At 45.8% G+C, this 15,761-nt stretch carries 13 protein-coding genes; 12 read left to right on the forward strand and 1 reads right to left on the reverse strand.

Annotated features, from left to right (window positions below):
• Positions 1-115: 115 nt before the first annotated feature.
• From relA to rpoS, 12 genes are all read left to right on the forward strand, one after another.
• Entirely contained in the window at positions 116-2,335 is a 2,220-nt protein-coding gene (gene relA / locus UQW94_RS10255) for a GTP diphosphokinase (RefSeq protein ID WP_005380915.1), read from the forward strand.
• 224 nt (positions 2,336-2,559) lie between these two features.
• Positions 2,560-3,363, forward strand: coding sequence for a nucleoside triphosphate pyrophosphohydrolase (gene mazG, locus UQW94_RS10260; RefSeq protein ID WP_005383780.1), 804 nt, complete (start codon positions 2,560-2,562; stop codon positions 3,361-3,363).
• Between the two features lie 205 nt (positions 3,364-3,568).
• Positions 3,569-5,209: a CTP synthase gene (locus UQW94_RS10265; RefSeq protein ID WP_021034029.1), complete on the forward strand. Its 1,641-nt coding sequence runs from the start codon at positions 3,569-3,571 to the stop codon at positions 5,207-5,209.
• 78 nt (positions 5,210-5,287) lie between these two features.
• Positions 5,288-6,589, forward strand: coding sequence for a phosphopyruvate hydratase (gene eno / locus UQW94_RS10270; RefSeq protein WP_005383785.1), 1,302 nt, complete (start codon positions 5,288-5,290; stop codon positions 6,587-6,589).
• A gap of 549 nt (positions 6,590-7,138) precedes the next feature.
• Entirely contained in the window at positions 7,139-7,420 is a 282-nt protein-coding gene (gene ftsB, locus UQW94_RS10275; protein ID WP_005380907.1) for a cell division protein FtsB, read from the forward strand.
• Position 7,421: 1 nt separating this feature from the next.
• The gene (gene ispD, locus UQW94_RS10280; protein WP_054701898.1) at positions 7,422-8,129 is read left to right on the forward strand and encodes a 2-C-methyl-D-erythritol 4-phosphate cytidylyltransferase; all 708 of its coding nucleotides are present in this window, start codon (positions 7,422-7,424) and stop codon (positions 8,127-8,129) included.
• 14 nt (positions 8,130-8,143) lie between these two features.
• A complete protein-coding gene (ispF, locus tag UQW94_RS10285) occupies positions 8,144-8,620 on the forward strand; it encodes a 2-C-methyl-D-erythritol 2,4-cyclodiphosphate synthase (RefSeq protein WP_005380896.1) in 477 nt (158 codons plus the stop codon).
• Positions 8,621-8,665: 45 nt separating this feature from the next.
• Positions 8,666-9,709: a tRNA pseudouridine(13) synthase TruD gene (gene truD / locus UQW94_RS10290; protein ID WP_017821624.1), complete on the forward strand. Its 1,044-nt coding sequence runs from the start codon at positions 8,666-8,668 to the stop codon at positions 9,707-9,709.
• Positions 9,709-10,485, forward strand: a complete 777-nt coding sequence (gene surE / locus UQW94_RS10295) for a 5'/3'-nucleotidase SurE (protein ID WP_322142223.1) — start codon at positions 9,709-9,711, stop codon at positions 10,483-10,485. The genes truD and surE overlap by 1 nt, the downstream gene beginning before the upstream one ends.
• Complete coding sequence (locus UQW94_RS10300) at positions 10,485-11,111, forward strand: protein-L-isoaspartate(D-aspartate) O-methyltransferase (protein WP_005380892.1); 627 nt, start codon at positions 10,485-10,487, stop codon at positions 11,109-11,111. Before surE ends, UQW94_RS10300 begins: the two co-directional genes overlap by 1 nt.
• 13 nt (positions 11,112-11,124) lie before the next feature.
• On the forward strand, positions 11,125-12,048 hold the full coding sequence (locus UQW94_RS10305) for a peptidoglycan DD-metalloendopeptidase family protein (RefSeq protein ID WP_213874875.1): 924 nt from the start codon (positions 11,125-11,127) through the stop codon (positions 12,046-12,048).
• 80 nt (positions 12,049-12,128) lie between these two features.
• Entirely contained in the window at positions 12,129-13,115 is a 987-nt protein-coding gene (gene rpoS, locus UQW94_RS10310) for an RNA polymerase sigma factor RpoS (RefSeq protein WP_005380887.1), read from the forward strand.
• An 82-nt stretch (positions 13,116-13,197) separates the two neighbouring features.
• Here rpoS and mutS read toward each other — a convergent pair whose 3' ends face one another.
• Positions 13,198-15,759: a DNA mismatch repair protein MutS gene (gene mutS, locus UQW94_RS10315; RefSeq protein ID WP_322142224.1), complete on the reverse strand. Its 2,562-nt coding sequence runs from the start codon at positions 15,757-15,759 to the stop codon at positions 13,198-13,200.
• Between the last annotated feature and the right edge of the window lie 2 nt (positions 15,760-15,761).

Below are 15,761 nucleotides of genomic sequence, written 5' to 3' on the forward strand. Positions count from 1 at the left end.
CTTTGACCCCTTATTTGTGGTGGGTGGTCATAAAGCCAGCGTGTACGCGCGGTAAAAAGAACTAACCTGGACGGTGTTAGTCAAACCACACGAATATAATAATTAGGATGATGAGATGGTTGCGGTAAGAAGCGCGCATTTAAACCAAGATGAACAGTTTGAACTCGAAAACTGGGTGGCTAGCCTAGGACAAGAGAAAAACACAGCCTCACGCTTAATCGAAGTATATCGAGATTGCCAGACGGTATTAGCTGATAACGAGCAAGCGGAGCTGTTGTTGTGGCGTGGACGAGAAATGATCGAAATTTTGATCACCTTGTCTATGGATCAAGCCACTTTAGTGGCTGCTCAACTGTTTCCTTTGGTTTCAAGTGGTGCTTTTAACAGAGAAATTCTGGAAGAGAAATACAGCAAAGAAATCATAAAATTAATCGACGGCGTTGAAGAAATGGCTGCTATTGGGCAACTCAACGTCAACATGGAAGGCAGTGCCGCGTCATCTCAGGTAGATAACGTACGCCGCATGCTGCTTGCCATGGTGGATGACTTCCGCTGCGTAGTTATCAAGCTCGCGGAACGAATTTGTAACCTTATTGAAGTTAAAAAAGCGCCAGATGAAGTTCGACGTGCGGCGGCAAAAGAGTGTGCCAACATCTATGCGCCGCTAGCAAACCGATTAGGCATCGGTCAGCTGAAATGGGAAATTGAAGATTACGCTTTCCGCTACCAACAGCCGGAAACTTACAAACAAATTGCCAAGCAGCTTTCTGAGAGGCGCATCGTTCGTGAACAGTACATCAAAGACTTTGTTGAAGACCTCACGCACGAAATGGAAGTATCGGGCATCAATGCCGAAGTGAGTGGTCGACCTAAGCACATCTACAGCATTTGGCGAAAAATGCAGAAAAAGAGTTTGGCCTTTGATGAGCTGTTTGATGTGCGAGCAGTGCGTATCATCGCAGACAAACTGCAAGATTGTTACGCGGCTTTAGGCGTAGTTCACACCAAATACAAGCACCTGCCGAGCGAGTTTGATGACTACGTTGCTAACCCTAAACCAAACGGTTATCAATCGATCCATACAGTAATTCTAGGGCCAGAAGGCAAAACCATCGAGATCCAGATTCGTACCAAGCAAATGCATGAAGAGTCGGAGCTGGGTGTTGCAGCGCACTGGAAATATAAAGAAGGGGCAAGCAGCCGAAGCGGTTATGATGAGAAGATCACGTGGCTGCGTAAGCTATTGGATTGGCAAGAAGAAATGTCTGACTCTGGCGAAATGCTCGATGAACTGCGTAGCCAAGTCTTTGATGACCGTGTTTATGCCTTTACACCACGTGGTGATGTTGTCGATTTGCCAATGGGGGCAACGCCGCTAGATTTTGCCTATCACATTCACTCCGAAGTGGGACACCGTTGTATCGGTGCCAAAGTCGGAGGTCGTATTGTGCCGTTCACGCATAAATTACATATGGGTGACCAAGTCGAGATTATCACTCAGAAAGAACCTAACCCATCACGTGACTGGTTAAACCCATCATTAGGCTTCGTTCATTCTGGTCGTGCGCGTGCCAAAATTAACGCCTGGTTCCGAAAACAAAGCCGTGAGAAGAACCTCGAAGCAGGTCGTGAAATCCTTGAGCATGAGTTAGCCAAAATTGGCGCAACGTTAAAAGATGCAGAGCATTACGCCCTCAAGCGGTTTAACGTCAAAACACCAGATGAATTGTATGTTGGTGTAGGTAGTGGTGATTTGCGCATCAACCAAATCATTAACCATATCAACGCGTTAGTTAACAAGCCAACGGCAGAGGAAGAAGACCAGCAAGCACTGGAAAAACTGCAAGAAGCTGAGCATAAATCACCCGCGCAAAGCCGACCGAAAAAAGACGCAGTTGTAGTAGAAGGCGTCGATAACCTAATGACACATCTAGCACGTTGCTGTCAGCCAATTCCAGGTGACGATATCTCTGGTTACATAACGCAAGGTCGTGGGATTTCAGTACACCGTAGTGACTGTGAACAGCTAGAAGAACTGCGCCATCATGCGCCAGAGCGCATCATCGATACAGTCTGGGGCAGCGGCTTTGTGGGGTCATACATCCTCACCGTGCGTGTTGAAGCGATGGAGCGAGGTGGTCTACTCAAAGACATTACGACACTGTTCGCCAACGAAAAGATCAAAGTGACCAGTATGAAGAACCGAGTCGACTACAGACGTCAACTTGCCATCATGGACTTTGACCTAGAAGTCACCAATATTGAGGTGCTTTCGCGGGTTTCGAAGCGTGTGGAACAGATCAAGGATGTCATGACGGTGAAACGCCTCGGCTAAAACTCTCGTCATAGTTATCGTTGTAGCGTTGTTGCCTGCGCTCACTCCGGAGTGCCGGCCCAGGCTCATCACATAGGCGAGCTATGCTCAGGAGTCGCGAAAATTTGTTGCCTTGTCAAAGTAACAATTACTTAGTGAAAGCTGCTGAGAAAATATAATGTAGAAGGTGAGTGGTTTTGGCTGCTCACCTTTTTCTTTAATAGAAAGGTTTAAAGGAACAAAAAATGAGTCATCCAATTGAACAGTTAGAACAAATCATGGCGAAGCTGCGTGACCCAGAAAACGGTTGCCCTTGGGACTTAAAACAAACCTTTGACACCATCGTTCCGCATACTATAGAAGAAACCTACGAAGTGGTGGACGCGATTCAAAATCGAGATTGGCCCAATCTAAAAGAAGAGCTAGGGGATTTGTTGTTTCAGGTGATTTTTTACAGTCAGCTAGCGAAAGAGCAAGAGCTGTTTGACTTTTCGGATGTCGTTGAAACCGTGAACGAAAAACTGACTCGTCGCCACCCGCATGTTTTTTCAGATGTTGAGTTTGAATCTGACGAGGAAATTAACGCGAACTGGGAAGCGGAAAAAGCAAAAGAAAAAGCCCTAGTAGGCAAAGCGGAAGAAAGTATCCTAGACTCAATACCAAACTCTTTACCGGCACTTTCTCGTGCTACAAAAATTCAGAAAAAATGTGCAAAATTTGGGTTTGATTGGGATTCACTTGGCCCGGTTGTCGATAAAGTACGAGAAGAAATTGACGAAGTCATGGAAGAGGCACTGCAAGTTCAGCCCGATGAAGAGAAAGTTGAATTGGAGCTCGGTGATTTGCTATTTGCGACTGTCAATTTGGCTCGCCACCTTGATAAAAACCCAGAAGTCGCGCTAGGAAAAGCAAACGTAAAGTTTGCGCGACGTTTTAAACAAGTTGAAGGCAAGGTCCAGCAGTCAGGCAAAGTACTTACAGATTGTTCTTTATCAGAACTTGACCATTTTTGGGATGAAGTAAAACAAGAAGAATCGAGGCAGAGGTAAACTGGCAGAATACATAATATAAGGTCAGCTTGTTTGGTTACACGAAAACGGACTTTGGTTTGTCTTTGCTCACTTTGATTTGAAGCAAAAAATAAAAAATTACGGTGTGATAGATTTCACGTTGTGGCGGTAAGGAGCTTCTGGTATATTTATCTCCCGTCCAGAAGCACTCCATTTCCCTCATTCAACCAATTTCAGGTTAAACATGACGACAAATTACATTTTTGTTACTGGCGGGGTTGTATCCTCTCTAGGTAAAGGTATTGCAGCAGCATCTCTTGCGGCTATTCTAGAAGCTCGTGGTCTTAAAGTGACTATGATGAAGCTTGACCCTTACATCAACGTTGACCCGGGCACAATGAGCCCTACTCAGCACGGTGAAGTGTTCGTTACAGAAGATGGCGCAGAGACTGACCTTGACCTTGGTCACTACGAGCGTTTCATCCGTACCAAGATGACCAAGCGTAACAACTTCACTGCAGGTCGTGTTTATGCCGACGTACTTCGTAAAGAACGTCGTGGTGACTACCTAGGCGCAACTATTCAAGTTATCCCTCATATCACTAACGCAATCAAAGATCGCGTTATTGCAGGTTCTGAAGGCCATGATGTGGCTATCGTTGAAGTTGGCGGTACTGTTGGTGATATCGAATCACTACCATTTATGGAAGCGATTCGTCAGCTAGCTGTTGAGCTAGGCCGTGAGCGCGCAATGTTCATGCACCTAACACTTGTTCCTTACCTAGCGGCAGCGGGCGAAGTGAAAACTAAGCCGACGCAACACTCTGTAAAAGAACTTCTATCTATCGGTATTCAGCCAGATATCCTAGTTTGCCGTAGCGATCGCGTTATTCCTGCGAATGAGCGTAAAAAAATCGCACTGTTCTGTAATGTTCCAGAAAAAGCAGTAATTTCAATGAAGGATGTAGACTCTATCTACAAGATCCCTCAGTTGATTAAATCTCAAGGTCTAGATGACCTTGTGTGTGCTCGCTTTGGTATTACAGCTCCTGAAGCAGACCTTTCTGAATGGGAACAGGTTATCTACGAAGAAGCAAATCCTACTGGTGAAGTAACCATCGGTATGGTTGGTAAATACATTGAATTACCAGATGCATACAAATCTGTGAACGAAGCGCTTAAACACGCTGGCTTGAAAAACCGCCTAAGCGTCACAATTAAGTATGTAGACTCACAAGATATCGAAACAAAAGGCGTTGAACTTCTAGAAGGTTTGGACGCAATCCTAGTACCAGGTGGCTTCGGCGATCGTGGTATTGAAGGCAAGATCCGTGCGGCTCAATATGCACGTGAAAATAACGTGCCTTACCTAGGTATTTGTTTGGGTATGCAAGTTGCACTAATCGAATACGCGCGTAACGTTGCGGGTATGGAAGGTGCACATTCAACAGAATTTAACAAAGAGACTAAGTACCCTGTGGTAGGTTTGATCACAGAGTGGGTAGACGAATCAGGTAGCGTAGAAGAGCGTACTGAAAAGTCTGACCTAGGCGGTACGATGCGTCTTGGTTCACAGCTGTGTCACCTAGAGAAAGGGACTAAAGCTCGTGAACTGTACGGTAGCGCGACGATCCATGAACGTCACCGTCACCGTTACGAAGTGAATAACGTGCTTCGTCCGCAAATCGAAAAAGCAGGCCTAAAAGTATCAGGTCTATCTGCGGACAAGAAGTTAGTGGAAATGATTGAGAACCCAGCTCACCCATGGTTTGTAGCGGCTCAGTTCCACCCAGAATTCACCTCGACTCCTCGCGATGGACATCCATTGTTTGCAGGTTTTGTTAAGGCTGCGGGCCAAAACGCACGCGGCGAATTCGAGAAGTAAAAGGATACGGGCGGCGGCGAAGGTTGTGCTGCTGCCCTTTAAGATTGACATTTATATTTGAAACGAGAGGAAACATTAATGTCTAAGATCGTTAAAGTTCTAGGTCGTGAAATCATCGACTCACGTGGTAACCCAACTGTAGAAGCTGAAGTACACCTAGAAGGCGGTTTCGTAGGTATGGCGGCAGCTCCATCTGGCGCATCTACTGGTTCTCGCGAAGCTCTTGAGCTACGTGACGGTGACAAAGCACGTTTCCTAGGTAAAGGTGTTCTTAAAGCAGTTGAAGCTGTAAACGGCCCAATCGCTGAAGCTCTAGTTGGCAAAGACGCTAAAGACCAAGCTGCAATCGACGCAGTAATGATCGAACTAGACGGCACTGAAAACAAATCTAAATTCGGTGCTAACGCTATCCTAGCTGTTTCTCTAGCAAACGCTAAAGCTGCTGCTGCTGCGAAAGGCATGCCTCTATACGAGCACATCGCTGAGCTAAACGGCACTGCAGGTCAGTTCTCTATGCCTCTACCAATGATGAACATCATCAACGGTGGCGAGCACGCAGACAACAACGTTGACATCCAAGAGTTCATGATCCAACCAGTTGGCGCTAAGACTCTTAAAGAAGGTCTACGTATCGGTGCAGAAGTATTCCACAACCTAGCTAAAGTTCTTAAGTCTAAAGGCTACAGCACTGCAGTTGGTGATGAAGGTGGTTTCGCTCCTAACCTTAAATCTAACGCTGAAGCTCTAGAAGTTATCGCAGAAGCTGTTGCAGCTGCTGGTTACGAACTAGGTAAAGACGTTACTCTAGCTATGGACTGTGCTGCATCTGAGTTCTTCGACAAAGAAGCTGGCATCTACAACATGAAAGGCGAAGGTAAAACTTTCACTTCTGAAGAGTTCAACCACTACCTAGCTGAGCTAGCTAACCAATTCCCAATCGTTTCTATCGAAGACGGTCTAGACGAGTCTGACTGGGATGGCTTCAAGCACCAAACTGAACTACTAGGTGACAAGCTTCAACTAGTAGGTGACGATCTATTCGTTACTAACACTAAGATCCTTGCTGAAGGTATCGAGAAAGGCGTAGCTAACTCTATCCTTATCAAGTTCAACCAAATCGGTTCTCTAACTGAGACTCTAGCTGCAATCAAGATGGCTAAAGACGCAGGTTACACAGCAGTAATCTCTCACCGTTCTGGCGAAACTGAAGATGCAACTATCGCTGACCTAGCGGTAGGTACAGCTGCAGGTCAAATCAAAACTGGTTCTATGAGCCGTTCTGACCGTGTTGCTAAGTACAACCAGCTAATCCGTATCGAGGAAGCTCTAGGTGAGCGCGCTCCTTTCAACGGTCTTAAAGAAGTTAAAGGTCAAGCTTAATTCTTAATTGAATTAACCGCTTAACTTAAAGCTTTTGAAAACGCCTCGCACTTGCGGGGCGTTTTTTATATGACGGAAGCTCTAAGTGAGCGCGCTCCTCCATGTTTCAAGGAAGCGGTCTCAAAGAAGTTAAAGGTCAGGCTTAATTCTTAACTGAGTTAACGGCTTATCTTAAAGCTTTTAAAAACACCCTGCCTTGGCGGGGTGTTTCTTTATATAACGGAAGCTCTAGGTGAGCGCGCTCCTCCATGTTTCAAGGAAGCTGTCTTAAAGAAGTTAGAGGTCAAGCTTAATTCTTATTGAGTAAAGTTTCGCTAAATAGCTTTTTGAAACCATCGCTACGGCGGTTTTTTTGTATTTATAAGTTTGTATTTTTGGCTCTTACTTTGGTCATGGGTAAGGAGCGCTTCCTATGAGCTTGTTTCATTTTGCTGCTTATTTCTTGTAAGGAGCGTGTGAGTCTCCCTTTCTCCCCTAGAGGCAACCTCGCATTTATGCTATATATGTCACCTTATCTAATTCCTTCCGGTACAGAATGTTAGCAGTGATATGCGAATCTTTGTTATAGCCCTTACGCTACTGTTTGGCTTGCTTCAATACACTCTATGGTTTGGTAAAAACGGAGTGTCTGACTACTACACAGTAAAAGATGAAATTGAAGTTCAGCAACAAGTGAACAGCAAGCTACAAGCTCGCAACAATGAAATGTTCGCTGAGATTGATGACTTAAGGCAAGGTCTTGATGCGATTGAAGAACGTGCGCGTCATGAGCTCGGTTTAGTTAAAGATGGCGAGACTTTTTACCGCATTATAGGTGAGGAAAACCATTAAAATGTTGGATATGAACTCATCGCATATCGCAATTGTGCCTGCTGCTGGTGTGGGTAGCAGAATGAAGGCAGATCGCCCTAAGCAATATTTATTGATCGAAGGTAAAGCGGTACTGGAACATACCGTAGAGAAACTGCTTTCTCACCCAAATATTTCTAAGGTTGTCGTTGCCGTTACTGACGGCGACCCATATTACCCAGAATTGTCCGTTGCTAAGCACCCAGATGTGATTCGTGTAGCTGGTGGTAAAGAAAGAGCAGACTCTGTGTTATCAGGGCTAAACTATGTCAATGAGCATCTGGAAAGCGAGTGGGTATTAGTTCACGACGCTGCAAGGCCATGTGTATTAACATCCGACATTGACCGTTTGATTGATGTTTGCTGCGCCCACTCAACGGGTGGCATTCTCGCATCTCCTGTGAGAGATACAATGAAGCGAGCAAACGCAGTGCAAGATATCGATCATACGGTAGATAGAGAAGCATTGTGGCATGCACTGACTCCACAAATGTTTAAAACTCAGCAGCTTACTCAAGCACTGGCTGACGCATTAGAACAGGGTGTAACTATTACTGATGAAGCCTCGGCTTTGGAGTGGTTAGGCGAGAAGCCAGCCTTAGTTCAAGGGAATGCGAACAATATAAAAATCACTCAGCCAGAAGACCTTGCGTTAGCCGAGTTTTATCTAAGCCGTGAGCGCGGCGAATAAAGAAAGGATAGAAAATGATTCGAATTGGTCATGGTTTCGATGTACATAAATTCGGTGGTGAAGGCCCTGTCATTATTGGTGGTGTAGCAATCCCTTATGAGCAAGGTTTGATTGCACACTCAGACGGCGATGTAGCGTTGCATGCGTTAACGGATGCTCTGCTGGGCGCGATTGCTGCCGGCGATATTGGTCGTCATTTCCCAGATACGGATGATAAATGGAAAGGCGCAAACAGTCGTGAACTACTGAAAGACGTTTACCGTCGAGTTAAAGAGCAAGGCTACCGCCTTGGCAATGCTGATGTAACCATCATGGCACAAGCGCCTAAAATGGCACCACACATTGACGCAATGTGTGCGGCGATAGCCGAAGACCTAGAAACCGACATTAGTAACATTAACGTAAAAGCGACGACGACAGAACGTCTCGGTTTTACTGGACGCAAAGAAGGCATTGCAACGGAAGCCGTTGTACTTCTGTTTAAGCAATAACTAGCAATTTGCTCCTCTAAGCTGTGATATCAGCGGAAACACATCATGTCAGACATTTTATCTTCATTGGCTTACCTAACGGGTAAGCCAGTTGCATCGGCAAAAATTAAAGCGCAGCCAGAGCATTTTCAGGTTCGCGAAGATTTAGGTTTTGCCTTTACGGGCGAAGGCGAGCACTTAATGGTTCGTATCCGTAAAACGGGCGAGAACACCAGCTTCGTTGCTAACGAGTTAGCAAAAGCCTGTGGTGTTAAGTCGAAAGACGTTAGCTGGGCGGGTCTTAAAGACCGTCATGCGGTGACGGAACAGTGGTTAAGTGTCCATTTACCAAAAGGTGAAACGCCAGATTTTTCAGCGTTTTTGGCTCAATACCCAAGTATCGAAATCCTTGCAACAGATCGTCACAATAAAAAACTGCGTCCTGGTGACCTAGTAGGGAACGAGTTCGTGGTTACTTTGTCTGAAGTGACAGATATAGCGGATGTAGAGCAACGTCTTGAAAAAGTGAAACAAGTTGGCGTGCCAAACTACTTTGGTAGTCAGCGTTTTGGTAACGATGGCAACAACCTTGAAGAAGCACGTCGATGGGGACGCGAAAACGTTCGTACCCGCAATCAAAACAAGCGAAGCATGTATTTATCAGCGGCTCGTTCGTGGATTTTCAACCGCATCGTTTCAGCTCGTCTAGAGAATTGTGTGTTTGATAAGTTCATTGATGGTGACATTGCACAGACGAATTCTGGCACTCAGTTGATTGATGCAAACAACATCACTGATTTGCAAGTGCAATTTGCACAAGGTGAAGCGGCAATTACCGCTGCGCTTGCTGGCGATAATGCACTGCCTACTCAAGCCGAGGCTCTGGCATTAGAGCAACCGTTTTTAGACGAAGAGCCTGACCTCATGGCGCTGATTCGTGGTAATCGCATGCGCCACGATCGTCGCGATATTGCGCTGAAGCCAAAAGATTTAGCTTGGACGGTTGAAGGTAACAACATTACGCTGACTTTCTCACTGGATGCGGGATCTTTTGCGACCTCTATTGTTCGTGAGTTAGTTAATGAGGTTGAAGTAGAAAGAGAATACTAATGGAACAGGATTCACGAAACCCGAAGCCCTTAAGAGTCTTAGTCAGCAATGATGATGGTGTTCATGCACAAGGGATTCATGCCCTCGCTGATGAGTTGAGAGATATCGCCGAAGTGACCATTGTCGCACCTGATCGAAATCGTTCAGGTGCTTCGAATTCACTCACATTAGAACAACCATTACGCGTGACTGAAATTGCCCCAAATATCTACTCAGTGCAAGGCACGCCCACGGATTGTGTGCATTTCGCGCTGAATGAGCTAATGAAAGATGATTTGCCTGATCTTGTTCTGTCAGGAATCAACCATGGCGCTAATTTGGGTGATGATGTTCTTTATTCTGGAACAGTAGCAGCCGCCATGGAAGGTCATTTCCTTGGCGTTCAGTCGGTGGCTTTTTCACTAGTGGGTAAGCGACATTTCGAATCCGCCGCTAAAATTGCACGTCAAATTGTACAACAGCATTTAGCGTCGCCGATTCCAACGAATCGTCTACTGAACGTAAACGTGCCTGACTTACCATCAGAGAATTTAGGTGAAATTGAAGTTACGCGTTTAGGTGCACGTCATCACGCAGAGAATATGATCAAGCAGAAAGATCCGAGAGGCCATGACATTTATTGGTTAGGGCCACCAGGAAAGGAGCAAGATGCAGGAGAGGGCACGGACTTTTATGCAATTGAGCATGGCCGAGTTTCAATGACGCCTCTGCAAGTTGATCTCACCGCTCACGAGTCGCTGCGTGCTATGGATAGTTGGTTAAAGGAAGAGAAGTAATGAGTAACCCACATGCTGACAGGTTGATAGCGTTTCTTATCTCCAGTGGCATCAAAGACCAAAGAGTTCTGGATGCTATCCAACGCTTGCCACGAGAAAGCTTTGTTTCTCAAGCGATGATGCACCAAGCCTATGATAACAATGCGTTACCAATTGGTCAGGGACAAACTATTTCTCAGCCTTATATCGTTGCTCGTATGACCGAGTTGCTTGAGCTAGAACCGGCGAGTCGTGTTCTGGAAATCGGAACGGGATCGGGTTATCAAACTGCGGTACTGGCGCAAATTGTTGATCATGTATACTCCGTTGAGCGAATTAAATCGTTGCAATGGGAAGCAAAGCGTCGCCTGAAGCAATTGGATATTTACAATGTTTCAACTAAGCATGCTGATGGGTGGCAGGGCTGGGAAGCGAGAGGTCCTTTCGATGCTATCATTGTTACCGCTGCCGCTGAAGTGATTCCCCAAGCTCTTCTCTCACAATTAAGAGATGGCGGCAAAATGGTCATTCCTGTTGGAGATACGGAACAACAGTTATTAAAAATAGAGCGTAAGGGAGACGAATATCTCTCTACCGTTGTAGAAATGGTTCGGTTCGTACCTCTGGTTGCGGGTGATTTAGCTTAAGGGTTAGGGATAGGTGAATAAGTTACTACGTCATATTGGTATTAGCTTTGTGTTTGCTGCAGGACTAGTTGGTTGTGCAGCGCATTCCCCTGCACCTGTCTCTAGCCTAAAAAAAGACTATTCAAGCCTTGAAAGAGGGAGTTACAGAGGGAGTTATTATGAGGTAAAAAAAGGCGATACACTTTACTTCATAGCTTATGTCACAGATAAAGATGTAAATGATCTTGTTCGTTACAATGAGTTAACTCAGCCTTACACTATCTACCCAGGACAGAGGCTAAAACTTTGGGCTCCGAAATATGTCGCCCCTAAATATGGTCAAAAAGTTGAACCCGTTGTGGCTCCTGTTGTTACGACACCCCCAGCTCCAGTGACGAAAACATCAACAGCCTCTAAACCTAAACCTTCGAGTAAAAACTCTAGTCAAAAACCTACAGAGACTAAGCCTAAAGTCGTACAAAAACAGCCTCCAAAGAAGGTTGAACAATCGAAAACAAAGGAGTATGTTGGTTCAAAAGGTAACCAAAAAGTGAAGCAAAAAGCGCCAACTACCACAGCAAAGAGTGATAAAGTCTCAAAGTGGTTGTGGCCAACAAAAGGGAGAGTAATCAAGAACTTTTCGGCGGGAGAACAGGGAAATAAAGGTATCGACATCGCAGGACAGCGTGGTCAACCTATCGTTTCAACCGCAGCCGGCACAGTCGTTTATTCAGGCAATGCGCTACGAGGTTATGGCAACTTAATTATAGTAAAGCATAACGACAATTATTTAAGCGCATACGCACACAATGACAAACTGCTGGTCACAGAAGGACAAAGCGTAAAAAGCGGACAAAAAATCGCCACCATGGGTAGTTCAGGTGCAAAGTCGGTCAAACTACACTTTGAAATTCGCTATCAAGGTAAATCAGTGAATCCAAAGCGCTATTTGCCTTAAAACTTTGAAAAACAACTTGCGACATCATTTAGCGACATATTGAGTTGTCATGTCTTGCTAACTCGCCAGGGGGAGGCGTTATGAGTATCAGCAACACAGTAACCAAAGTTGAAGAGTTTGCATTTGATAATGCGTCAGTGAAGACTATTGATAACGAACTCGAAAGATCATCATCCACAGAAAGCAAAGCGACTGCGCGTGAAGAATTTGACGCGAGCAGTAAAAGCTTAGATGCAACTCAGTTGTATTTGGGCGAAATTGGCTTCTCACCTTTACTTACTGCCGAAGAAGAAGTGCTTTACGCAAGACGCGCCCTACGTGGCGACGAAGCGGCACGCAAACGTATGATCGAAAGTAACCTACGTTTGGTTGTTAAGATTTCTCGTCGATACAGTAACCGTGGTCTAGCACTACTCGATCTGATTGAAGAAGGTAACCTCGGCTTGATCCGAGCGGTCGAAAAATTCGACCCAGAACGTGGTTTCCGTTTCTCTACTTACGCAACATGGTGGATCAGACAAACGATAGAGCGAGCGTTGATGAACCAAACTCGCACGATCCGTCTACCTATCCATGTAGTGAAAGAGCTGAACATTTATCTGCGTACTGCGCGTGAACTTTCTCAAAAGCTCGATCACGAACCGACCGCAGAAGAAATTGCTGCTCAATTAGATATTCCAGTCGAAGACGTAAGCAAAATGCTACGCCTTAATGAGCGTATTAGCTCTGTCGACACGCCAATCGGTGGTGACGGTGAGAAAGCGCTGCTGGATATTATTCCTGATGCAAACAACTCTGATCCAGAAGTTTCGACTCAAGATGACGACATCAAATCATCGTTGATTCATTGGTTAGAAGAGTTGAATCCGAAACAGAAAGAAGTACTTGCACGTCGCTTCGGCCTACTAGGCTACGAGCCTTCGACGCTGGAAGAAGTTGGTCGAGAGATTGGTCTGACACGTGAGCGAGTACGTCAAATACAAGTGGAAGGTTTACGTCGTCTTCGTGAAGTCCTAATCAAACAAGGTTTGAATATGGAAAACTTGTTTAACGTAGAAGACGATTAAGTAATCCGTATTTCACTAGATACACAAAAGGCTATGGTTCCCCATAGCCTTTTTTCTTTTTTGCTCGTCGGTGTGAGTCTGTTTACAGCATCTTCTTCAAGCGATACAGCTCTTCAAGAGCTTGGCGTGGCGTTAAGTCGTCAGGATCAATACCTGACAGAGCTTGTTCGACCTCGCTAGGCTCTGGAATCAGGCTCAACTGGTTGGCCACATCTACTGCACTTGGACGTGGTGTGTCACTGTTTTGCCCCAGTTGCTCTAGCTGAGATAGCTTGTTACGCGCATTTTTGATGACCGTTTTTGGTACGCCTGCTAAGCCCGCAACAGCCAAGCCGTAAGACTTACTTGCCGCACCTTCTTGAACTGCGTGCATAAAGGCAATGCTGTCTCCATGCTCTACGGCATCCAAGTGAACGTTCGCTAAGTTTGGCAGTTGGTTCGGTAACTCTGTTAATTCGAAGTAGTGAGTTGCAAATAGGGTCATCGCACCAATTTGTGTTGCGAGCCATTCCGCACTTGCCCAAGCTAAAGACAGACCGTCGTAAGTGCTAGTACCGCGTCCGATTTCATCCATTAGCACCAAACTGTTCTTAGTTGCGTTGTGAAGAATATTGGCTGTTTCGGTCATTTCTACCATGAAGGTCGAGCGGCCAGATGCAAGATCATCTGATGCACCAATACGAGTAAATATACGATCTAAAGAACCAATATGTGCGGATTCTGCCGGTACATAAGAGCCGATATGTGCCATCAATGCAATCAGCGCAGTTTGACGCATGTAGGTTGATTTACCACCCATGTTTGGACCGGTGATGATCAACATCTTACGGGCTGTGTTAAGCTCAATTGGGTTCGCGATGAACGGCTCTGTTGTTACTTGTTCTACGACTGGATGACGGCCAGCTTGAATGTGAATTCCTGCGTCTTTCACAAGCGTTGGGCGGCAGTAATCTAACGAATCTGCACGCTCTGCTAGGTTTTGTAATACATCCAGTTGAGACAGAGCAGAAGCTAGGTTTTGCAGCTTCTCAAGGTTTGGCATCAATAGATCAAACAGTTCTTCCCACAACTGTTTCTCAAGTGCTAACGCTTTAGATTTCGAGTTAAGTACTTTGTCTTCGTGTTCCTTAAGCTCTGGGATGATGTAGCGTTCAGCGTTTTTGAGTGTTTGGCGACGTACATAATGCGGTGGAACCAAATGGCTCTGGCCACGGCTCACTTGGATAAAGAAGCCATGAACGTTGTTATAGCCTACTTTAAGCGTATCGATACCGTGTCGTTCACGCTCATCTCGCTCAAGCTGCTCAAGATATTCTGTTGCACCGTCTGCCAATTTTCGCCATTCATCGAGCTCCGCATTGTAGCCTTCAGCGATGACGCCACCATCACGAATAACAACCGGCGGATTTTCTTTAATCGCGCGTTCTAACAGGTCACATACTTCGTCAATCGGAGCTGCATACTTCGCCAATTTCGTTAGGTACGGATGGGTCAAAGAAGCGGTGACAGATTCTAGCTCTGGTAGCTGTTGCATGGCATTGCGAAGTCTAGCCATATCGCGAGGGCGAGCAGAGCGTAATGCAAGGCGCGCTAAGATACGTTCAATATCACCAATTTGCTTTAACGTTGGTTGAAGATCGGCAAACAGAGCTTGTTCTTTAATCTCACCAATCGCATCAAGACGATTGTTTAACGTTTCAATGCAACGCATAGGCTGATGCAACCAACGCTTCAGCATTCGGCTGCCCATCGGTGTTGCACAATGGTCGAGTACTGCAGCGAGCGTGTTATCGGTTCCGCCTGCTAGATTTTGAGTAATTTCCAGATTACGTCGGGTAGCAGCATCAAGGATGACGGATTGATCCTGATGATCAAACGTTAAAGAGCGAATATGAGGTAAAGCCGTACGTTGAGTATCTTTTACGTACTGGATCAAACAACCAGCAGCACACAGCCCTAAGGACGCATGTTCTACACCAAAACCAACCAGATCTTTTGTGCCAAATTGTTGATTGAGTTGTTGCTTAGCCGTATCAAGCTCAAACTCCCAGACTGGGCGACGACGGTTACCATTGCGGCTCGCCATTAAATGTACAGGTTCAAAATCTTCTGGGAACAGTAGCTCACGTGGTGCGGTACGTTGAAGCTCGGCTGTCATCGCTTCTTCAGTTTCTGGTTCTGTCAGTTGGAAGCGACCAGAGGTGACATCCAGCGTCGCATAACCGAACTTACCGTTGTGATGGTAAATTGCTGCGATTAAGTTATCGACACGCTCAGAAAGCAGCGCCTCATCCGTCACTGTACCTGGTGTCACGATACGCACAACTTTACGTTCTACTGGGCCCTTGCTGGTGGCCGGATCGCCAATCTGTTCACAGATCGCCACAGACTCACCAAGCTGAACAAGTTTTGCCAGGTAGCCCTCTACGGCGTGAAATGGCACACCCGCCATTGGGATAGGTTCACCTGCAGACGCACCACGTTTGGTCAATGAAATATCAAGAAGCTGAGAAGCTCGCTTGGCATCATCGTAAAAGAGTTCGTAGAAATCGCCCATGCGGTAGAACAGCAAAATCTCTGGGTTCTCAGCTTTTAGCTTGAGGTATTGCTGCATCATCGGAGTGTGTTTTTGTTCAGCTTTCACAG

The organism is Vibrio sp. PBL-C16 (genome assembly GCF_034321865.1).
In the GTDB taxonomy this organism is placed as follows: domain Bacteria; phylum Pseudomonadota; class Gammaproteobacteria; order Enterobacterales; family Vibrionaceae; genus Vibrio; species Vibrio alginolyticus.